General features: G+C 70.8%; 19 protein-coding genes. 16 read left to right on the top strand and 3 right to left on the bottom strand.

The genetic code is table 11. The annotated features are described in order from the left end of the window. Positions 1 to 140 precede the first annotated feature (140 nt). The 3 genes from EJC51_RS10235 (at position 141) to thrS (ending at position 3,988) form a co-directional block, all read left to right on the top strand. Positions 141 to 707, top strand: coding sequence for a DUF4365 domain-containing protein (locus EJC51_RS10235; protein ID WP_097261568.1), 567 nt, complete (start codon positions 141 to 143; stop codon positions 705 to 707). Then, positions 704 to 1,921 carry a hypothetical protein gene (locus tag EJC51_RS10230; protein WP_126270783.1) on the top strand — a complete coding sequence of 406 codons (1,218 nt, stop codon included), beginning with the start codon at positions 704 to 706 and terminating at the stop codon, positions 1,919 to 1,921. The genes EJC51_RS10235 and EJC51_RS10230 overlap by 4 nt, the downstream gene beginning before the upstream one ends. Before the next feature lie 90 nt (positions 1,922 to 2,011). Continuing rightward, positions 2,012 to 3,988, top strand: a complete 1,977-nt coding sequence (gene thrS / locus EJC51_RS10225) for a threonine--tRNA ligase (protein ID WP_126270782.1) — start codon at positions 2,012 to 2,014, stop codon at positions 3,986 to 3,988. Positions 3,989 to 4,021: 33 nt separating this feature from the next. Here thrS and EJC51_RS10220 read toward each other — a convergent pair whose 3' ends face one another. Further along, positions 4,022 to 4,621: a potassium channel family protein gene (locus EJC51_RS10220; RefSeq protein WP_126276891.1), complete on the bottom strand. Its 600-nt coding sequence runs from the start codon at positions 4,619 to 4,621 to the stop codon at positions 4,022 to 4,024. Positions 4,622 to 5,234: 613 nt separating this feature from the next. Here EJC51_RS10220 and EJC51_RS10215 point away from each other — a divergent pair. Then, entirely contained in the window at positions 5,235 to 5,792 is a 558-nt protein-coding gene (locus tag EJC51_RS10215) for an HIT family protein (RefSeq protein WP_126270781.1), read from the top strand. Between the two features lie 24 nt (positions 5,793 to 5,816). Here EJC51_RS10215 and EJC51_RS10210 read toward each other — a convergent pair whose 3' ends face one another. Beyond that, positions 5,817 to 7,484, bottom strand: coding sequence for a hypothetical protein (locus tag EJC51_RS10210; RefSeq protein ID WP_126270780.1), 1,668 nt, complete (start codon positions 7,482 to 7,484; stop codon positions 5,817 to 5,819). Positions 7,485 to 7,694: 210 nt separating this feature from the next. Continuing rightward, positions 7,695 to 9,890 carry an elongation factor G-like protein EF-G2 gene (locus EJC51_RS10205; protein WP_126270779.1) on the bottom strand — a complete coding sequence of 732 codons (2,196 nt, stop codon included), beginning with the start codon at positions 9,888 to 9,890 and terminating at the stop codon, positions 7,695 to 7,697. Between the two features lie 216 nt (positions 9,891 to 10,106). Between EJC51_RS10205 and pgsA the strand changes: the two genes are divergently transcribed. The 12 genes from pgsA (at position 10,107) to secD (ending at position 20,924) form a co-directional block, all read left to right on the top strand. Then, on the top strand, positions 10,107 to 10,823 hold the full coding sequence (pgsA, locus tag EJC51_RS10200; RefSeq protein WP_126276890.1) for a phosphatidylinositol phosphate synthase: 717 nt from the start codon (positions 10,107 to 10,109) through the stop codon (positions 10,821 to 10,823). Next, positions 10,820 to 11,728, top strand: a complete 909-nt coding sequence (locus tag EJC51_RS10195; protein ID WP_126270778.1) for a phosphatidylinositol mannoside acyltransferase — start codon at positions 10,820 to 10,822, stop codon at positions 11,726 to 11,728. Before pgsA ends, EJC51_RS10195 begins: the two co-directional genes overlap by 4 nt. Further along, positions 11,725 to 12,894, top strand: coding sequence for a glycosyltransferase family 4 protein (locus EJC51_RS10190; protein ID WP_126270777.1), 1,170 nt, complete (start codon positions 11,725 to 11,727; stop codon positions 12,892 to 12,894). The genes EJC51_RS10195 and EJC51_RS10190 overlap by 4 nt, the downstream gene beginning before the upstream one ends. Before the next feature lie 70 nt (positions 12,895 to 12,964). Next, on the top strand, positions 12,965 to 13,507 hold the full coding sequence (locus tag EJC51_RS10185) for a LemA family protein (protein ID WP_126270776.1): 543 nt from the start codon (positions 12,965 to 12,967) through the stop codon (positions 13,505 to 13,507). Between the two features lie 183 nt (positions 13,508 to 13,690). After that, complete coding sequence (gene pdxS, locus EJC51_RS10180) at positions 13,691 to 14,539, top strand: pyridoxal 5'-phosphate synthase lyase subunit PdxS (protein WP_228048579.1); 849 nt, start codon at positions 13,691 to 13,693, stop codon at positions 14,537 to 14,539. Beyond that, the gene (gene pdxT, locus EJC51_RS10175) at positions 14,539 to 15,144 is read left to right on the top strand and encodes a pyridoxal 5'-phosphate synthase glutaminase subunit PdxT (RefSeq protein WP_126270775.1); all 606 of its coding nucleotides are present in this window, start codon (positions 14,539 to 14,541) and stop codon (positions 15,142 to 15,144) included. Before pdxS ends, pdxT begins: the two co-directional genes overlap by 1 nt. Before the next feature lie 48 nt (positions 15,145 to 15,192). Further along, positions 15,193 to 15,945, top strand: coding sequence for a YebC/PmpR family DNA-binding transcriptional regulator (locus EJC51_RS10170; protein WP_126270774.1), 753 nt, complete (start codon positions 15,193 to 15,195; stop codon positions 15,943 to 15,945). 111 nt (positions 15,946 to 16,056) lie between these two features. Next, complete coding sequence (gene ruvC, locus EJC51_RS10165) at positions 16,057 to 16,623, top strand: crossover junction endodeoxyribonuclease RuvC (protein WP_126270773.1); 567 nt, start codon at positions 16,057 to 16,059, stop codon at positions 16,621 to 16,623. Beyond that, positions 16,620 to 17,225 (top strand): Holliday junction branch migration protein RuvA, encoded by a 606-nt coding sequence (gene ruvA, locus EJC51_RS10160; RefSeq protein ID WP_126270772.1) that lies wholly within the window; start codon positions 16,620 to 16,622, stop codon positions 17,223 to 17,225. Before ruvC ends, ruvA begins: the two co-directional genes overlap by 4 nt. Before the next feature lie 10 nt (positions 17,226 to 17,235). Beyond that, the gene (gene ruvB, locus EJC51_RS10155; RefSeq protein ID WP_126270771.1) at positions 17,236 to 18,309 is read left to right on the top strand and encodes a Holliday junction branch migration DNA helicase RuvB; all 1,074 of its coding nucleotides are present in this window, start codon (positions 17,236 to 17,238) and stop codon (positions 18,307 to 18,309) included. Between the two features lie 198 nt (positions 18,310 to 18,507). Continuing rightward, positions 18,508 to 19,026 (top strand): preprotein translocase subunit YajC, encoded by a 519-nt coding sequence (yajC, locus tag EJC51_RS10150; protein WP_126270770.1) that lies wholly within the window; start codon positions 18,508 to 18,510, stop codon positions 19,024 to 19,026. A 128-nt stretch (positions 19,027 to 19,154) separates the two neighbouring features. Continuing rightward, positions 19,155 to 20,924, top strand: coding sequence for a protein translocase subunit SecD (secD, locus tag EJC51_RS10145; RefSeq protein ID WP_208870816.1), 1,770 nt, complete (start codon positions 19,155 to 19,157; stop codon positions 20,922 to 20,924).

Genomic DNA, 20,924 nt, shown 5'->3' with positions numbered 1-20,924 from the left:
CAGCTGACGCACCGTCTTCTGCCTGTTTGGTGATACCCGGGCTGTTTGCGCCGTACGCCGGAAGGACACAACAGGAATACGGGTCTTTGCAGTTCAGAGACCCACGGTTCGGATTCACCGAGCGTGGAAGGCTGTTGGTCATGGCGATAGCGCAGCCCGAGCGGGGCGGGCTGCTGCCCGAACGTACGGGCCCCCTTCGCGGCACACTCGCCACCACCGCCTGCATGGAGACCTTGCAGGTGGGCTATCTGCACGCCGTCGCCGCGGCGGCCGGCTGCTCGCTGTCGCAGCCGTTTCCCGACAACGGCATCGACTGGCACGTCAGCCACGGCTCGCCCGGGCACACCGTCGACGACGAGGTCACCATCAAGGTGCAGCTCAAGTGCACCTACCAGGTCGCGCCCAACCCGCCCGGCCGGTTCTTCTCCTTCACGCTCGACAACGACCATCTGCGCAAGCTCGCGCGCACCCCCGTCTCGGTGCACAAGATCCTCGTGGTCATGCTCGTGCCGAGATCCCAGGACGACTGGCTGCGCGCCAGCCACGACCGCCTCGACCTGCGGCACTGCTGCTACTGGGTCAACCTCGCCGGGCACCCGGTCACAGGCCGGACCCGGACCACCGTGCGGATACCGACCGCACGCATCTTCGACGACCGGGCGCTGTGCGAGATCATGACGCGGGTCGGGACGGGAGGCAGACCATGACCCACCGCCCCGTGGAGGAACCCCTGCGGCCGGTCCGGCCGCACCCCGTCGACGCCGCCGCGTGGAACCGCGCCCCCGACCCGGACGACGTCGACCCCGCCGTCCTCAGCGCCCTGCTGCACCGGCACGGCTGGCAGCGCCGCGGCGGCGCCCCCGGACGCTACGGCCGCTGGACCCCACCGGGACCCGGCACCGGCGGCACCAGCCTGCTCGTCCCCGAGAGCCGCGCCTTCCCCGACAGCGACGACCTGCTCGGCGAGGCGCTCGTCGCGCTCGCCCGCAGCGGCACCCCCTCCGCGCACGAGGTCCTCGTCGGCCTCGCCGTGCCCAGCGACGAGATCCGCTGGTGGCGGGACGTACCGACCGGGCCGGCGGGAGCCGCGTCCTGGTCGGCGGAGGAGCAGTTGCGCACCGCCGCCCGGCAGACCCTTCTCGCAGGCGCGCTCGCCACGCGCGCGCGTGCCGGTTACTACGGCGCCCGGCATCGCCGCGCCGCTCTGTCCCTGCTGGAGAACGTCCTCGTCGGCGCCGCCACCGACGGCCGGCTCACCGCCTTCGTGCCCGTCGACACCGGCCGCCCCCTCTCGGTACGCCTCCACCAGGCCCTGTGCGCGGCCCGCGAGGCCATCGACTACCAGCGGGCCACCGGCGGCATGGACGCCTTCGACGGGGCTGTCGAGGCGGGCGTCAGCCGTGAGCTCACCGAGGCCCTCATCGCGCTCGTGCGCGGCACGGAGGGAGCGCGCATCGCCGTGGACTGGGCACCGGCCGCGGGGGTGCCCGAGGGGTGTGCCGCCTCCGGGGAGCCCGTCGAGTTCTCGCCGGGCGACCTGCCCGTGCTGCGCGAGGCCGGGGCCCGCTATCTGCGCGAGGAGCCGTCCGTGCCGGTGCGGGTCACCGGGACGGTGGTGCGGATGCGCAGGTCGGGGCCGCGCGGGGAGGGCAGCGTACGGCTGCGGGTGATCGCCGGCGTCGAGGTGCCGCACATCCGGCTGACCCTGGACGAGGAGGCGTACCGCATCGCCGGGCACGCCCACCTGGTCGGGCTGCCGGTGCGGGTGCACGGGCGGCTGGAGAGCCGGGGCGGCTTCCGGCGGCTGACCGGCGCCTCCGGCGTCGTACCCGTGCAGGTGGACGAGGCGGAGCGGGACCGGCTGATGAAGTCGTTGCAGGAGAACCTGGACTTCTTCGAGGAAGCCTGCGGAGGGGACTGATTTCGCGGTCGGTGGGTGCGGGTCGGTACGATCCCCTATTGCGCGCGCTCACGGTATGGCGCCCGCATCCCCTTCAGTCAGGAGAGACCGGTGTCAGACGTCCGTGTGATCATCCAACGCGATTCCGAGCGGGAAGAGCGCACGGTGACGACGGGCACTACGGCCGCCGAGCTCTTCGCCGGCGAGCGCTCGATCATCGCCGCGCGGGTGGCCGGTGAGCTGAAGGACCTGGCGTACGAGGTCAAGGACGGCGAGACCGTCGAGGGCGTCGAGATCTCCTCCGAGGACGGCCTCAACATCCTGCGCCACTCCACCGCCCACGTCATGGCGCAGGCCGTGCAGGAGCTCTTCCCCGAGGCCAAGCTGGGCATCGGCCCGCCGGTCAAGGACGGCTTCTACTACGACTTCGACGTCGAGAAGCCGTTCACGCCCGAGGATCTCAAGGCCATCGAGAAGAAGATGCAGGAGATCCAGAAGCGCGGCCAGAAGTTCTCCCGCCGGGTGGTGACCGACGAGGCGGCCCGCGAGGAGCTGGCGAACGAGCCGTACAAGCTGGAGCTGATCGGCCTCAAGGGCTCGGCTTCGAGCGATGACGGCGCGGACGTCGAGGTCGGCGCCGGTGAGCTGACGATCTACGACAACCTCGACGCCAAGACCGGCGACCTGTGCTGGAAGGACCTCTGCCGCGGTCCCCACCTGCCCTCCACCCGGAACATCCCGGCGTTCAAGCTGATGCGCAACGCGGCCGCCTACTGGCGCGGCAGCGAGAAGAACCCCATGCTCCAGCGCATCTACGGCACCGCCTGGCCGACCAAGGACGAGCTGAAGGGCTACCTCGACTTCCTCGCCGAGGCCGAGAAGCGCGACCACCGCAAGCTGGGCTCCGAGCTGGACCTGTTCTCCATCCCCGAGCAGATCGGCTCCGGCCTCGCCGTCTTCCACCCCAAGGGCGGCATCATCCGCCGGGTCATGGAGGACTACTCGCGCCGCCGCCACGAGGAGGAGGGCTACGAGTTCGTCTACACCCCGCACGCGACGAAGGGGAAGCTCTTCGAGACGTCCGGGCACCTGGACTGGTACGCCGACGGCATGTACCCGCCCATGCAGCTCGACGAGGGCGTGGACTACTACCTCAAGCCCATGAACTGCCCGATGCACAACCTGATCTTCGACGCGCGCGGCCGCTCGTACCGCGAACTGCCGCTGCGCCTCTTCGAGTTCGGGACCGTGTACCGGTACGAGAAGTCGGGCGTCGTGCACGGTCTGACCCGCGCGCGCGGCTTCACGCAGGACGACGCGCACATCTACTGCACCCGTGAGCAGATGTCGGAGGAGCTCGACAAGACGCTCACCTTCGTCCTCGGCCTGCTGCGGGACTACGGTCTGACCGACTTCTACCTGGAGCTGTCCACCAAGGACCCGGAGAAGTTCGTCGGCTCGGACGAGGTCTGGGAGGAGGCCACGGAGACCCTCCGCCAGGTCGCCGAGAAGCAGGGTCTGCCCCTCGTCCCCGACCCGGGCGGCGCCGCCTTCTACGGCCCGAAGATCTCCGTCCAGACCAAGGACGCGATCGGCCGCACCTGGCAGATGTCGACCATCCAGCTCGACTTCAACCTGCCCGAGCGCTTCGACCTGGAGTACACGGGTCCGGACGGCTCCAAGCAGCGCCCGGTCATGATCCACCGCGCGCTGTTCGGCTCCATCGAGCGGTTCTTCGCGGTTCTCCTGGAGCACTACGCGGGCGCGTTCCCGGCGTGGCTGGCGCCGGTGCAGGCGATCGGCATCCCGATCGGTGACGCGCACGTCGAGTACCTGGAGAAGTTCGCCGCCGCCGCGAAGAAGCAGGGGCTGCGGGTCGAGGTGGACGCCTCCTCGGACCGGATGCAGAAGAAGATCCGCAACGCCCAGAAGCAGAAGGTGCCCTTCATGGTCATCGCGGGCGACGAGGACATGGCGGGCGGCTCGGTGTCCTTCCGCTACCGCGACGGCTCGCAGGAGAACGGCATCCCGTTCGACGAGGCCATCGCGAAGATCGCGAAGGTCGTCGAGGAGCGGGCGCAGGTCTGATCGTCCCGCGGTACGCGGAGGCCCTCGGGAGGCTCAGCTTCCCGGGGGCCTCTCGTCGTCCTCGCGCGAGAACACCTGGAGCAGCCAGGAGGCGAACGTGCCGGTCACCGCGCCCAGCAGCGCCAGTCCTACGGCCATGATCCCGACCGCGATGAGCCGTCCGACCGGGGTGACGGGGGTGACGTCGCCGTATCCCACGGTGGCGAGCGTGGCGCACGTCCACCACATGGCGTCCCCGAAGGTGCGCATGGTCGCCCCCGGCGCCCCGCGCTCCTGCTGGTAGACGGCGAGGGCACCGGCGAAGCCCAGCAGCACGGTCGAGATTCCGGCGTAGAAGATCACGCGCGCATGCAGCGCGAGGCGGGGCTGGCCGTGCCGGCGCTGGACCGCCTCGTACACCTTGACCACCCGCAGCGGGCGCAGCAGCGGCAGCACCAGCACCACCGTGTCCAGCCAGTGCGTCCGGACGAACCGCAGCCGTTGCCCGCTGAGCCGCCAGCGGACCGCGTAGTCGATCGCGAACAGGGCCCAGGCGGTCAGCAGCACGGCGAGGCAGAGGTCCTGCCAGACGCTCGGCAGGTCGTGCCACAGGACTTTGGTGGCGTACGCGGCGAGGAACAACAGCGACGCCACGGCGAGGGGGACCTCGGTGCGCTGCTCCCAGCGGGCTTCGGGGCGCGGCTCCGGGGGACTCTCGGGGCGCGGCTTCGGGGGACCCTCGGTACGCGGCCGGGATGTCTGGGGGCGAGGCTCTCGGAGGGCTTCGGGGTGGGGCTCCCGGAGGGTTTCGGTGCTCGGCTCTCGGGGTGCTTCGGTGCTCGGCTCGCGGTCGGCCTCGGTGCTCGGCTCGCCGTCGGCCTCGGCAAGCGGTTCGGGGTCGGCCTCGGTGAGCCGCTCGCGGTCGGCCGGGGTAGGCGACTCGCCGTCGGCATCGGTGGGCGGCTCACGGCGGCGGGGCTCGGCTTCTGCTTCCGGGCGGGGCTCGGCGGCAAGCGGGTCCGGAGAGGGCTCGGCGGCAAACGGGTCCGGAGGGGACTCGGCGGCAAACGGGTCCCGGTGGGGCTCGGGGTGCGGGTCCCGGCCGGCTTCGGGGTGCGGGTCCTGGCGGGCCTCGGGGCGCGGGTCCCGGTGGGGCTCGGCGGGCGGTTGGTCGTGGTCCTTGCGGCTGTCGGCGTCCACCCGGCCAGCTTCGCCCGGGACGGCTTCGCCGCAACCCCGGCGACACGCCGCGAACGGGCGAAGCCATATGCTTCCCTGCATGACGAGTGAGCCGGAGCAGCAGTGGGGAGTGGGGACCCAGGACGCGTTCCAGCGTCTGTGGACGCCCCACCGGATGGCCTACATCCAGGGCGAGAACAAGCCGACCGGCCCGGGTGCCGACGACGGCTGTCCCTTCTGCTCCATCCCGGCCAAGTCCGACGAGGACGGTCTGATCGTCCGGCGCGGCGAGCAGGTGTACGCGGTGCTGAATCTGTATCCGTACAACGGCGGTCACCTGATGGTCGTGCCCTACCGGCACGTGGCCGACTACACCGATCTCACGGACGCGGAGACCGTCGAGCTGGCCGCGCTGACCAAGCAGGCGATGACGGCCCTGCGCACCGCGTCCGGCGCGCACGGCTTCAACATCGGCATGAACCAGGGCACGGTGGCCGGTGCCGGTATCGCCGCCCACCTGCACCAGCACATCGTGCCCCGCTGGGGCGGCGACACGAACTTCATGCCGGTCGTCGGTCACACCAAGGTGCTGCCGCAGCTGCTCGCCGACACCCGCAAGATGCTGGCGGACGCCTGGCCCGCGTAGCGGCGGGCCGGGCGCCGGAGGCGGCTACGCGTCGTAGAGGTCGGCCTTCTTGGGCGACGGGTCCTGGACCGCGGTGCTGAGGAACGCCGACCTCGTGCCGAACTTCTCCGTGTCGACGCCGTTGTCCTCCAGGACCTTGATCGCCGCCGCGTGCACCACGCGGAGCACCGGTGTCGCGGCGCGCATGGCGTCGTCGGCCATGAAGCGGTGGCGCCAGGGCTGGTCGGCCCAGACGTGCCGCAGGCCGAACGGCTCGGGGAGGACGATGGTCCCGCCGAGCCAGTTCAGCAGGGGCGGGTACCAGGTCAGCGGGGCGCGCACGGTCAGTCGTACGACCTCGTCGGTGGGGACCAGCGGCAGGTTGACCTTGCGGGTCTCCCACGGCTTGAAGGACTTCGCGACCTCCTTCGTGGGAGCCTCCGACTTACCCGTGAACAGGGAGTTCACCGGGCCGAGCGCATGTCCCGTCACCTCGATGCGCAACGTCTCGTGCAGCACGGTGACGGTGATCATCATCGTGAGGATCAGCTGGCCGTCCCACAGCGTCCACTGCACGCCGAGGTAGTGCCGGTCGCCGCTGCCGAACTGCTGCTTGTTGCAGATGTCCTGTATCGAGTGCTGGCGGTGCTGGAACGCCTCGATGTCGGCCGACTGCTCGGTGCGGGTCACCGCGCTGGCGTTCTCACCGATCGGGGACACGATCCAGTGTCGTATGGAGGCCTTCGGGAAGCCGCCGGTGTTGATGGTGTTGCGCTCCAGCATCCGCAGCCGGGCCTCGATGTTGCGGATGACGTCCCAGCTGCGGAAGGGGTGGATCTCCCGGGTCGGGTCGGCGGGGGTGAGGTCCTCGGCGAGCTGCCAGCTGCCCCAGCGGGTGCCCATGCCGAGGATGCCCTTGGGGCCGGCGTAGAAGACGTGGTTGGACTGCTGCTCGGCGCTGAGGCGGGCGAGGGACTGGCGCTTCTGCTCGGCCTGGGTCTCGCCGGGGCTGCTCGGCACCGCCTCCGGGACCTGGGCGCCGACGCTGCTGCCCGCGATCAGTCCGTCCCAGCGGGCGCGCAGGTCCTTCGCGGCGCTGTCGCAGATCTGCTTGGCCCAGAACCAGCCGATGACGGGGGCGACCACGCACGCGCGTGCGTACCAGCCCCAGATGCCGGTGAACGGGCTCTTGATCAGGAACAGGACGGCGAGGGCGCCGACGCCGACCAGGAGTGCGGTGGCCAGGGCGGAGGCGCGCTTGTTGGGGTTCTTGTCGATGGTGGTGCGGATCACGAACACCAGGAGCCACACCAGCAGGCCGGGCAGGAACAGCACCCCGGTCAGCAGCATGACCGTGGACAGCCGCAGGTCCCGCGCGCGGCGCAGCCGGTAGGCGGCCAGGCAGTGGTCGACGACGACCTGGGGCTCGGTGCCGAAGGACTGGATGAGCGGTTTGCGGCCGTCGCCGATCATGCGGTCGATCACGGCCCGGGAGAACGCCTCACCGAGGTTGGGCTTGAACAGGCCGCCGGCCCAGCCCTGGCCCTCCTTGACCGTCGTCTTGTGCCATTCGTTGTTGGCCTTCGTGATGTCGTCGACCAGATTGTCCCGGTACGCCGCCGAGGCCAGGGCGAAGGTCGCCGTCTGGCTCTCGTCCCCCGTGCGGGGCACCTGTGGTCCGAAGACGCTCTCGTAACCGGCATCAACGGTCATACCCGCCCCCGATCGCCGCCATGGTCGCTCCTGCGGCCTTCCCGACTTGCTTGCTTCGCACACCTGTTGATCAGGTCATCAGCGTATCCGCAGCCACCGACATTCGTCGGCGGACGGCCGAAGCCGCCCGCCGACTCGGAGGGAAGCGTTCCGCACAGGCCGCTCGGAGCGTTCCACCAAGCTCACTTGGAGCGTGCCCGGCACCAACTGCTAGGAATCGCGGGCCTCTTCACGGATCCTTTCGGCGATCTGCGGCGGCATCGGTTCGTGCCGTGCGTAGGAGCGGTGGAAGCGGGCCGTGCCGTGCGACAGGGAGCGCAGGTCGACGGCGTACCGGCCGATCTCGATCTCCGGCACCTCGGCCTTGACGACGGTGCGGTTGCCGCTGGTCTGCTCGGTGCCCAGCACCCGGCCGCGCCGCCCGGACAGGTCGCTCATCACGGCGCCCACGTAGTCGTCGCCGACCAGGATGCTCACCTCGGCCACCGGCTCCAGCAGATGGATCTTCGCGTCGGCCGCGGCCTCCCGCAGCGCCAGCGCCCCGGCCGTCTGGAAGGCGGCGTCGGAGGAGTCCACCGAGTGCGCCTTGCCGTCGAGCAGGGTGATCCGCACGTCGATGAGCGGGTAGCCGGCCGCAACTCCCTTGGCGGCCTGGGCCTTTACGCCCTTCTCGACGGACGGGATGAACTGCCGCGGCACCGCGCCGCCGACGACCTTGTCCACGAACTCGATGCCCGAGCCGTTCGGCAGCGGCTCCACCTCGATCTCGCAGATCGCGTACTGCCCGTGCCCGCCGGACTGCTTCACATGTCGCCCGCGCCCACCGGACTTGCCGGCGAACGTCTCCCGAAGGGAGACCTTGTGGGGTACGACGTCGACCTGGACGCCGTAGCGGCTGCGCAGCCGCTCCAGCGCGACGTCGGCGTGGGCCTCGCCGAGGCACCACAGCACCACCTGGTGGGTGTCCTGGTTCTGTTCGAGCCGCATCGTCGGGTCCTCGGCGACCAGCCGGGACAGACCCTGCGAGAGCTTGTCCTCGTCCGCCTTGCTGTGCGCCTGGATGGCGAGCGGCAGCAGCGGGTCGGGCATCTGCCAGGGCTCCATCAGGAGCGGGTCGTCCTTGGCCGAGAGGGTGTCGCCGGTCTCCGCGCGGCTGAGCTTCGCCACGCACACCAGGTCGCCGGCGATGGCGTGCGTCACCGGGCGCTGCTGCTTGCCGAAGGGCGTGGACAGGGCGCCGACGCGTTCGTCGACGTCGTGGTCCTCGTGGCCGCGGTCGGCCAGGCCGTGCCCCGAGACGTGGACGGTCTCGTCGGGGCGCAGGGTGCCGGAGAAGACGCGGACCAGGGAGACGCGCCCCACGTAGGGGTCGGAGGACGTCTTGACGACCTCCGCGACCAGCGGGCCCTCGGTGTCGCAGGCCTTGATCTCGCGCGGCTTGCCGTCGATGGTCGTGACGCCGGGCGTGGGGTGCTCGAACGGCGTCGGGAAGCCGCGGGTGATCAGCTCCAGCACCTCGACCGTGCCGAGCCCCTGCTTGCCGCCGTCGGCGGCGGGAGCGGCGGCCAGCACCGGGTGGAACACCCCGCGCGCGACGGCCCGTTCGAGGTCCTCGATCAGGGTCTTGACGTCGACCTGCTCACCGCCGAGATAGCGGTCCATGAGGGTCTCGTCCTCGCTCTCGGAGATGATCCCCTCGATCAGCCGGTTGCGGGCCTCCTCCAGTTCCGGGAGCTGGTCCTCGCCCGGTTCGGACTCCTTGCGCTCGCCGGAGGAGTAGTCGAACAGCTTCTGCGACAGCAGCCCGGTCAGTCCGGTCACGGGCGCGTGCCCGTCGGGGCCCTCGGGGCCGCGCAGCGGCAGATACAGCGGCAGCACGGCGTCGGGGTCGTCGCCGCCGAAGGCCTCCGCGCAGGTGCGGGTCATCTCCTCGAAGTCCGCGCGGGCCGCCTCCAGGTGCGTGATCACGATCGCGCGCGGCATGCCGACGGCCGCGCACTCCTCCCACACCATGCGGGTCGAGCCGTCCACGCCGTCCGAGGCGGAGACGACGAAAAGGGCCGCGTCCGCGGCTCGCAGACCGGCCCTGAGTTCCCCGACGAAGTCGGCGTATCCGGGGGTGTCCAGCAGATTGACCTTGATGCCGTCCCATTCGACCGGCACCAGGGAGAGCTGCACCGAACGATTCTGCCGGTGCTCGATCTCGTCGTAGTCGGAGACGGTGCCGCCGTCCTCCACGCGGCCCGCCCGGTTCACCGCCCCCGCGGTCAGCGCGAGAGCTTCCACCAATGTCGTCTTGCCCGATCCGGAGTGGCCGACCAGCACCACATTCCGTATGGACGCGGGGTGGTCGGCCGCTGTTGCCCTGCCGGCGGCTCCGGGGTGTGCGTTCGCCTTGTCGCCCATGGTCCTGCCTCCCGTGCACGGTGAGGTCACTGTGGGCGCGGACATGCGGATCCGCGTGCGATGGCGGCTCCGGTGACGCCCGCGGTTCTTCGAGCTTTCCACTCTCGTCACGGTGCGTCCATACAGCGGACGCGATCGCGCCGTTACCCGTACGCCACGAGGACGTGACACGGGGCTCGGGTGCCCGGCGGTCGCACACGCGCGCGCGTGGCTACGATGGGCCAGCCGGTGGCCAGCAGGGGCCGCGCGGCGACACCGACCCTCGGGAAGGCCATGCTGAACAAGTACGCGCGTGCATTCTTCACGCGTGTCCTCACACCGTTCGCCGCGTTTCTGATCCGCAGGGGCGTCAGCCCCGACACGGTGACCCTCCTCGGTACCGCAGGGGTGGTCGCGGGCGCGCTGGTCTTCTACCCCATGGGCGAGTTCTTCTGGGGCACGGTCGTGATCACGCTCTTCGTGTTCTCCGACCTCGTCGACGGCAACATGGCCCGCCAGCTCGGCCGCTCCAGCCGCTGGGGCGCCTTCCTGGACTCCACGCTCGACCGGGTGGCGGACGGCGCGATCTTCGGCGGCTTCGCCCTCTGGTACGCCGGTGGCGGCGACGACATCACGCTGTGCGCCGTCTCGATCTTCTGCCTGGCGAGCGGCCAGGTGGTGTCGTACACCAAGGCCCGGGGCGAGGCCATCGGGCTGCCGGTCGCGGTGAACGGGCTGGTCGAGCGGGCCGAGCGACTGGTGATCTCCCTGGTCGCGGCCGGGTTCGCGGGCCTGCACAAGTTCGGTGTGCCGGGCATCCAGTACCTGCTGCCCGTCGCCCTGTGGATCGTCGCGGTCGGCAGCCTGGTGACCCTGATCCAGCGGGTGGTCACGGTCCGCCGTGAATCGGCCGAGGCCGACGAGGCGGCGGCCGCGCAGGAGGCGGCGAAGTGAGCGCCAGGGACCGGTTGACCGACGCCATGTACGGCCTCGGTTGGGGAGCGGTCAAGAAGCTCCCCGAGCCGGTCGCCGTGCGCCTCGGGCAGACCATCGCCGACCTCGCCTGGAAGAAGCGCGGCAAGGGCGTCCGGCGGCTGGAGAGCAACTACGCGCGCGTGGTGCCCGACGCGAGCCCCGAGCGGCTCGCCGAGCTGTCCCGCGCGGGCATGCGCTCGTACCTGCGCTACTGGATGGAGTCCTTCCGGCTGCCCGCGTGGAGCGCGGAGCGCGTGAGGACGGGCTTCGACCCCAAGGACGTGCACTACCTCACCGACGGCATCGCCTCCGACCGGGGCGTGATCCTCGCGCTGCCCCACATGGGCAACTGGGACCTCGCCGGCGCCTGGGTCACCACCAAGCTGGAGACGCCCTTCACGACCGTCGCCGAGCGCCTCAAGCCCGAGACCCTCTACGACCGTTTCGTCGCCTACCGCGAGGGCCTCGGCATGGAGGTCCTGCCGCACAGCGGCGGCAGCGCCTTCGGCACCCTGGCCCGGCGGCTGCGCGACGGCGGCCTGGTCTGCCTGGTCGCCGAGCGCGACCTGTCGTCGTCCGGCGTCGAGGTCCAGTTCTTCGGCGAGGCGACCCGCATCCCCGCCGGGCCCGCGCTCCTCGCCCAGCAGACCGGGGCGCTGCTGCTCCCCGTGACGCTCTGGTACGACGACTCGCCGGTGATGCAGGGCAGGGTGCATCCCCCGATCGAGGTGCCCGAGTCAGGTACGCGGGCGGAAAAGACGTCTGTCATGGCACAGGCGCTGGCCGATGCCTTCGCCTCGGGCATCGCCGACCACCCGGAGGACTGGCACATGCTGCAACGGTTGTGGCTCAAGGATCTCGACCCCGGTAAGGCGCCCTCGTGAGGATCGGCATCGTCTGCCCGTACTCCTGGGACGTGCCGGGCGGCGTCCAGTTCCACATCCGTGATCTCGCCGAGTACTTCATCCGTCTCGGCCACGACGTGTCCGTCCTCGCCCCGGCCGACGACGACACCCCGCTGCCGCCGTACGTCGTCTCGGCGGGCCGCGCGGTGCCGGTGCCGTACAACGGCTCGGTGGCCCGGCTGAACTTCGGCTTCCTGAGCGCGGCACGCGTACGCAGATGGCTGCACGACGGCGAGTTCGACGTCGTCCACATCCACGAGCCGTCCTCGCCGTCGCTCGGCCTGCTGACCTGCTGGGCGGCGCAGGGCCCGCTGGTCGCCACCTTCCACACCTCCAACCCGCGCTCCAAGGCGATGATCGCCGCGTACTCGATCCTCCAGGCCGCCCTGGAGAAGATCAGCGCGCGCATCGCGGTGAGCGAGTACGCCCGGCGCACGCTGGTGGAGCACCTCGGCGGCGACGCGGTGGTGATCCCCAACGGCGTCGACGTGGACTTCTTCGCCAAGGCCGAGCCCAAGCCGGAGTGGCAGGGCGACACCATCGGCTTCATCGGCCGTATCGACGAGCCCCGCAAGGGCCTGCCGGTGCTGATGAGGGCCCTGCCGAAGATCCTCGCCGAGCGGCCGCAGACCCGGCTGCTGGTGGCGGGGCGCGGCGACGAGGAGGAGGCGGTGGAGACGCTGCCGGCGGAACTCCGCTCGCGCGTCGAGTTCCTCGGCATGATCAGCGACGAGGACAAGGCGCGCTTCCTGCGCAGCGTCGACCTGTACATCGCCCCCAACACCGGCGGCGAGAGCTTCGGCATCATCCTGGTCGAGGCCATGTCGGCGGGCGCCCCGGTGCTCGCCTCCGACCTCGACGCCTTCGCCCAGGTCCTCGACCAGGGCGCGGCGGGCGAGCTCTTCGCCAACGAGGACGCGGACGACCTCGCGGCGGCGGCCGTACGCCTCCTGGCCGACCCGGAACGGCTCGCGGAGCTGCGCGAGCGCGGCAGCGCGCACGTACGGCGCTTCGACTGGTCGACGGTCGGCGCGGACATCCTGTCGGTCTACGAGACGGTCACGGCGGGCGCGGCGGCGGTGGCCGCGGCGGACGACGACAGGGCGCCGGGGCTGCGGGCGCGGCTGGGGCTGGCGCGGGACTGACGCGGGACTGAGCGGTGCGGGGCCCGGGGGCGCGTAGGGCCGTGGGCGTACGTCGGTAGTGTTGCCGCCCGTGACCGCAACCCTCATCTGGATCCTCGTCGCTCTCGTGGCGATCGGCCTGTACTTGAGCTGGACCGCAGGCCGGCTGGACCGTCTGCACGCCCGGATCGACGCCGCCCGCGCCGCCCTCGACGCGCAGTTGCTGCGGCGGGCGTCGGTGGCCCAGGAACTCGCGACGTCCGGCGTCCTGGACCCCGCCGCGTCGATCGTCCTCTACGAGGCCGCCCACGCCGCCCGGCAGGCCGAGGAGGAGCAGCGGGAGTTCGCCGAGAGCGAGCTGAGCCAGGCGCTGCGGGCCGTGTTCGCGGAGTCCGCGCAGGTGGAGACGGTGAAGGAAGTGCCTGGGGGAGAGGCCGCGATCCATGAGCTGACCGAGGCGGTACGCCGGGTTCCGATGGCCCGGCGCTTCCACAACGACGCCGTCGGCGGGGCCCGCCGGCTGCGCCAGCACCGCAAGGTCCGCTGGTTCCGGCTGGCCGGTCACGCCCCGTTCCCGATGGCGTTCGAGATGGACGACGAGCCTCCGGCGGCCCTGGTGGACCGGGCCGGATAGCGGTTCCGGTCCCCCGGTGGCCGGAAAACGATCCACCGCCTCCCCATTGGCCCTTGCTGTGGCCTGGTCCCTTCGCGTTTCCTCGGTGCTGCAGAAATCCTCTTTTCACATCAGTGAGGTCAACCCGTGTCCAGCACCGAGAACCAGACCCCCGAGACCGGCACCGCGCGCGTGAAGCGTGGCATGGCCGAGCAGCTCAAGGGTGGCGTGATCATGGACGTCGTGACCCCGGAGCAGGCGAAGATCGCCGAGGACGCGGGTGCCGTCGCCGTCATGGCCCTGGAGCGGGTCCCGGCCGACATCCGCAAGGACGGCGGCGTGGCCCGGATGTCCGACCCGGACATGATCGAGGGCATCATCGACGCGGTCTCCATCCCCGTGATGGCCAAGTCCCGCATCGGTCACTTCGTCGAGGCCCAGGTCCTGCAGTCCCTCGGCGTCGACTACATCGACGAGTCCGAGGTCCTCACCCCGGCCGACGAGGTCAACCACTCCGACAAGTGGGCCTTCACGACCCCCTTCGTCTGCGGCGCCACCAACCTCGGTGAGGCCCTGCGCCGCATCGCCGAGGGCGCGGCCATGATCCGCTCCAAGGGCGAGGCCGGCACCGGCAACGTCGTCGAGGCCGTCCGCCACCTGCGCCAGATCAAGAACGAGATCGCCAAGCTGCGCGGCTTCGACAACAACGAGCTGTACGCCGCCGCCAAGGAGCTGCGCGCCCCGTACGAGCTCGTCAAGGAAGTCTCCGAGCTCGGCAAGCTCCCCGTGGTGCTGTTCTCCGCCGGTGGCGTCGCCACCCCGGCCGACGCCGCGCTCATGCGCCAGCTCGGCGCCGAGGGCGTCTTCGTCGGCTCCGGCATCTTCAAGTCCGGCGACCCGGCCAAGCGCGCCGCCGCCATCGTGAAGGCCACCACCTTCTACGACGACCCGAAGATCATCGCCGACGCGTCCCGCAACCTGGGCGAGGCCATGGTCGGCATCAACTGCGACACCCTCCCCGAGGCCGAGCGTTACGCGAACCGAGGCTGGTAATGACCGATCCCGTCATCGGAGTGCTCGCACTCCAGGGCGACGTACGGGAGCACCTGATCGCCCTGGCCGCGGCGGACGCCGTGGCCAGGCCGGTCCGGCGCCCCGAGGAACTCGCCGAGGTGGACGGCCTGGTCATCCCCGGCGGCGAGTCCACGACCATCTCCAAGCTGGCCGTCCTGTTCGGCGTGATGGAGCCCCTCCGCGCGCGCGTGCGGGCCGGTATGCCGGTCTACGGCACCTGCGCGGGCATGATCATGCTCGCCGACAAGATCCTCGACCCGCGCTCGGGCCAGGAGACGATCGGCGGCATCGACATGATCGTGCGCCGCAACGCCTTCGGACGTCAGAACGAGTCCTTCGAGGCCGAGGTCGACGTGAAGGGCGTTCCGGGCCATCCTGTGGAGGGCGTCTTCATCCGCGCCCCCTGGGTGGAGTCCGTGGGCGCCGAGGTCGAGGTGCTCGCCGAGCACGACGGCCACATCGTCGCGGTCCGCCAGGGCACCGCGCTCGCCACGTCGTTCCACCCCGAACTGACCGGCGACCACCGCGTGCACTCCCTGTTCGTCGACATGGTGCGCGCGAACCGCACGGCGGAGTCCTTGTAGGATCTCTGGCGTTCGTTATGTAGAGGGTTACGCGAAGGAGACAGGCAGATGTCCGGCCACTCTAAATGGGCTACGACGAAGCACAAGAAGGCCGTGATCGACGCCAAGCGCGGCAAGCTCTTCGCGAAGCTGATCAAGAACATCGAGGTCGCGGCCCGGATGGGCGGCGTCGACGTCGAGGGCAACCCGACCCTCTACGACGCCATCCAGAAGGCCAAGAAGCAGTCGGTCCCGAACAAGAACATCGACTCCGCGGTCAAGCGCGGCGGTGGCCTCGAGGCCGGCGGCGCCGACTACGAGACGATCATGTACGAGGGCTACGGCCCCAACGGCGTCGCGGTGCTCATCGAGTGCCTCACCGACAACCGCAACCGCGCCGCCTCCGACGTCCGCGTCGCCATGACCCGCAACGGCGGCTCCATGGCCGACCCGGGCTCGGTGTCGTACCTCTTCAACCGCAAGGGCGTCGTGATCGTCCCCAAGGGCGAGCTGAGCGAGGACGACGTCCTCGAGGTCGTCCTGGACGCGGGCGCCGAGGAGGTCAACGACCTCGGTGAGTCCTTCGAGGTGCTCAGCGAGGCCACCGACCTGGTCGCGGTCCGCACCGCCCTCCAGGAGGCGGGCATCGACTACGACTCCGCCGAGGCCAACTTCGTCCCGACCATGCAGGTCGAGCTGGACGAGGAGGGCGCCAAGAAGATCTTCAAGCTGATCGACGCGCTGGAGGACAGCGACGACGTGCAGAACGTCTTCGCCAACTTCGACGTGAGCGACGAGGTCATGGAGAAGGTCGACGCCTGAGCCGACACTCCGGGTGAGAACGGGCCGACGGGACACACCCCGTCGGCCCGTCGCATTGTCGGTGGCACCCGATAGCCTGCACAAACAGGCGATCGAACGGGAGGGGGCGCAGTGCGCGTACTCGGGGTGGACCCCGGACTCACGCGATGCGGTGTCGGCGTCGTTGAGGGGGTCGCGGGGCGGCCGCTGACGATGGTCGGCGTCGGTGTCGTACGGACGCCCGCGGACGCCGAGTTGGGCCACCGCCTCGTCGCGATCGAGCAGGGCATCGAGCAGTGGCTGGACGAGCACCGGCCCGAATTCGTCGCCGTGGAGCGGGTGTTCAGCCAGCACAACGTCCGTACGGTCATGGGCACCGCCCAGGCCAGCGCCGTCGCCATGCTGTGCGCCGCCCGCCGCGGCATCCCCGTCGCCCTGCACACCCCCAGCGAGGTCAAGGCCGCCGTGACCGGCAGCGGCCGCGCCGACAAGGCCCAGGTCGGCGCCATGGTGACCCGCCTGCTGCGCCTCGACGCGCCCCCGAAGCCGGCCGACGCCGCCGACGCCCTCGCGCTCGCCATCTGCCACATCTGGCGCGCCCCCGCACAGAACCGACTCCAGCAGGCCGTGGCCCTGCACGCCAAGAACGCACCGGCCGCCCCCACGGCACGGGTCACCTCGAAAGGCCGTACGGCATGATCGCCTTCGTCAGCGGCACGGTCGCCGCGCTCGCCCCCGACACCGCCGTCGTCGAGGTCGGCGGCGTCGGCATGGCCGTGCAGTGCACGCCCAACACGCTGTCCACGCTCCGCCTCGGCAAGCCCGCCAAGCTCGCCACCTCCCTCGTCGTCCGCGAGGACTCGCTCACCCTCTACGGCTTCGTGGACGACGACGAACGCCAGGTCTTCGAGCTGCTCCAGACCGCGAGCGGCGTCGGCCCCCGTCTCGCCCAGGCGATGCTCGCGGTCCACACCCCGGACGCCCTGCGCCGCGCCATCTCCACCGGTGACGAGAAGGCCCTCACCGCCGTGCCCGGCATCGGCAAGAAGGGCGCCCAGAAGCTGCTGCTGGAGCTGAAGGACCGGCTCGGCGAACCGGTCGGGGCCCCCGCCGTAGGCGCCCCGGTCACCCAGGGCTGGCGCGACCAACTGCACGCGGCCCTGATCGGGCTGGGCTACGCGACCCGCGAGGCCGACGAGGCGGTGTCCGCCGTGGCGCCGCAGGCCGAGGCCGCCGGCGGCACGCCCCAGGTGGGCCAGCTGCTGAAGGCCGCCCTGCAGACCCTGAACCGCGCCCGCTAGGAGAACGTCAGTGAACTGGGACGACACGACCGGCACCGACGCCGCCGACGAACGGCTGGTGGCCTCCGTCGCCGACCGTGAGGACCAGGCCGTCGAGGCCGCCCTGCGCCCCAAGGACCTGGGCGAGTTCATCGGCCAGGAGAAGGTCCGCGAGCAGCTCGACCTCGTCCTGCGCGCCGCACGCGCGCGCGGCGCCACCGCCGACCACGTGCTGCTCTCCGGCGCGCCCGGCCTCGGCAAGACCACGCTGTCGATGATCATCGCGGCCGAGATGGGCGCCCCGATCCGCATCACCTCCGGGCCCGCCATCCAGCACGCCGGCGACCTCGCCGCGATCCTCTCCTCCCTCCAGGAGGGCGAGGTCCTCTTCCTCGACGAGATCCACCGCATGTCCCGGCCCGCCGAGGAGATGCTGTACATGGCGATGGAGGACTTCCGCGTCGACGTCATCGTCGGAAAGGGCCCCGGCGCCACCGCGATCCCGCTCGAACTGCCCCCCTTCACCCTGGTCGGCGCCACCACGCGCGCGGGCCTGCTGCCGCCCCCGCTGCGCGACCGCTTCGGCTTCACCGCGCACATGGAGTTCTACGAGCCCGCCGAGCTCCAGCGCGTCATCCACCGCTCGGCCGACCTCCTCGACGTCGAGATCGACACCGACGGCGCCGCCGAGATCGCCGGCCGTTCCCGCGGCACGCCCCGCATCGCCAACCGCCTGCTGCGCCGCGTACGGGACTACGCGCAGGTCAAGGCCGACGGCGTGATCACCCGCGAGATCGCCGCGGCCGCCCTCCAGGTCTACGAGGTCGACGCCCGCGGGCTCGACCGGCTCGACCGGGGCGTGCTCGAAGCGCTCCTCAAGCTGTTCGGAGGCGGCCCGGTCGGCCTGTCCACGCTCGCCGTCGCCGTGGGGGAGGAGCGCGAGACCGTGGAAGAGGTCGCCGAACCCTTCCTCGTCCGCGAGGGACTGCTCGCCCGCACCCCGCGCGGCCGGGTGGCGACCCCCGCCGCGTGGGCGCATCTGGGCCTCACCCCGCCGCGCTCCGCGGCCACAGGAAACGGACAACAGGACCTGTTCGGGACGTGACGGCTGACGCGGCGCCGGGCGTGATGGCTTTGTGACGGCGGGGCATTGGCCGGGCCAGGAACCCGGGTGCCATGCTGAGCGTTGTTCCATGCGCGCGGACTCGCTTAGACTCCGCCGATGCCGCCTTTGTCGGCGGCGCACAAACCCCCAACCATCAGGCCGCTCAGCATCGCGGTCGCGTGAAGGAAGTACCGACCCGTGAGTCTCGTGACCCTCCTCCCGTTCATCGTGCTCATCGGGGCCATGTTCCTGATGACCCGGTCGGCGAAGAAGAAGCAGCAGCAGGCAGCCGACATGCGGAACCAGATGCAGCCCGGCAGTGGCATCCGCACGATCGGGGGGATGTACGCCACGGTCAAGGAGGTGGGCGAGGACACCGTCCTCGTCGACGCCGGTCCCGGCGTCGAACTTCTCTTCGCGAAGAACGCGATCGGTGCCGTCCTCTCCGACGACGAGTACAACCGCATCGTGCACGGCATCGAGCACGACCTGAAGACCGACGTCGTCCCCGACGACGCCTCCTCCCTCACCGAGACCGACGAGTCCGCCGCCGACGCTGCCGCCGCCTCCGACGACAAGCCCGTCGACCTCGGCAAGAAGGACGAGCCCGCCGACGAGGCCGTGAAGGCTGACGAAGCCGTGAAGGCCGACGAGGCCGCCGAGGCGAAGACGGACGACGAGTCGAAGAAGACCGACGGCGACTCCGACGCGAAGTAGTCGTACCCGGGGCGTGCGGGCACACCCGCGCGCCCTCGGACGTACGCAGCTCGCACGGGATCGACACCATGTCATGGCCGCCCGCCCGCAGACCCGGCGCGCAGCGGCCCGAGAGGGAGTACGAGAAGGTGGCAGCACCTAAGAAGGGCCGGAGCGCGAGTGCCCAGAGCAAGCCTGGGCGCTCGCTGGCCCTGATCCTGATCGCCATCGTGGCGCTCACCGGGGGAATGTTCCTCTCCGGGCACACCACTCCGCGCCTGGGCATCGACCTGGCCGGCGGTACGAGCATCACGCTCGAGGCGAAGGCCGACCAAGGCTCGGCGATCAACAAGGCCAACATGGACACCGCGGTCGACATCATGAACCGCCGTGTCAATGGCCTGGGCGTCTCCGAGGCGGAGGTGCAGACCCAGGGCGACAAGAACATCATCGTCAACATCCCCAAGGGCACCAACTCCAAGGAAGCCCGGGAGCAGGTCGGCACCACCGCCAAGCTGTACTTCCGTCCCGTCCTGGCTCAGGACGCCACCGGCCCGGCGGCCGCTCCGAGCGCCTCGCCGAGCCCGTCCGCCAGCGGTTCGTCCAGCGCCTCCCCGAGCCCCTCCGCGAGCAAGTCGGGCTCCTCGGGTGAGAAGGCGACCTCTTCCTCCTCCCCGTCCGCCTCGGCCACCACGCAGGGCCGGGCCGTCACCGACGCGCTGAAGGCCGACGCGAGCCCGTCCGCCTCCGCGAGCGCCTCGTCCTCCCCGAGCCCCTCGGCCTCGTCGAGCAGCGACGCCGGCAGCACCGCCGACGCCAAGCTCCAGGCCCAGTACGCCGCCCTCGACTGCTCCAAGAAGGCGGCCCGCACCAAGGCCGGCGAGGGCGTCAAGCCCGAGGACGCGACCGTGGGCTGCGGCGAGATGGGCGGCGTCTGGTACAAGTACCTGCTCGGCCCCGCCGCCGTCGCCGGCACCGAGGTCGACAAGGCCCAGGCCGTCTACAACACGCAGACCGCCGCCGGCTGGCAGGTCACGATGGACTTCAACAAGAGCGGTTCCAAGAAGTTCGCCGACATCACCGCCAAGCTCGCCCAGAACACCCAGCCGCTGAACGAGTTCGGCATCGTCCTGGACGGCGAGGTCGTCTCCAGCCCGACCGTCAACGAGACCATCTCCGGCGGCCAGGCCCAGATCTCCGGCAGCTTCACGCAGGAGGAGGCCCAGAGCCTCGCCAACATGCTGTCGTACGGCGCGCTCCCGCTCTCCTTCCAGGAGCAGAGCGTCACCACCGTGACCGCCGCGCTCGGCGGTGAGCAGCTGCACGCCGGTCTGCTGGCCGGTGCGATCGGCCTCGGGCTGGTCGTCCTCTACCTGGTGTTCTACTACCGCGGTCTGTCCGTGGTCGCCATGGCGTCGCTGCTGGTCTCCGGCATCCTCACCTACGTGATCATGGCGCTGCTCGGCCCGGCCATCGGCTTCGCGCTGAACCTCCCGGCCGTCTGCGGTGCGATCGTGGCGATCGGTATCACGGCGGACTCGTTCATCGTGTACTTCGAGCGCATCCGGGACGAGATCCGTGAGGGCCGCTCCCTGCGCCCCGCCGTCGAGCGGGCCTGGCCGCGTGCCCGGCGCACCATCCTGGTCTCCGACTTCGTGTCGTTCCTCGCCGCCGCGGTGCTCTTCATCGTCACCGTCGGCAAGGTCCAGGGCTTCGCGTTCACGCTGGGTCTGACCACCGTCCTCGACGTCGTCGTGGTGTTCTTCTTCACGAAGCCGCTGATGACGCTGCTGGCCCGCCGCAAGTTCTTCGCGAGCGGCAGCAAGTGGTCCGGCCTCGACCCGCAGAGCCTGGGTGCCAAGCCGCCGTTGCGCCGCACCCGCCGTCCCGCCGCCCCCGCCCAGACGAAGGAGGCGTGA

The organism is Streptomyces aquilus (assembly GCF_003955715.1).
In the GTDB taxonomy this organism is placed as follows: domain Bacteria; phylum Actinomycetota; class Actinomycetes; order Streptomycetales; family Streptomycetaceae; genus Streptomyces; species Streptomyces aquilus.
This window is presented reverse-complemented; position numbering and strand designations above follow the sequence as displayed.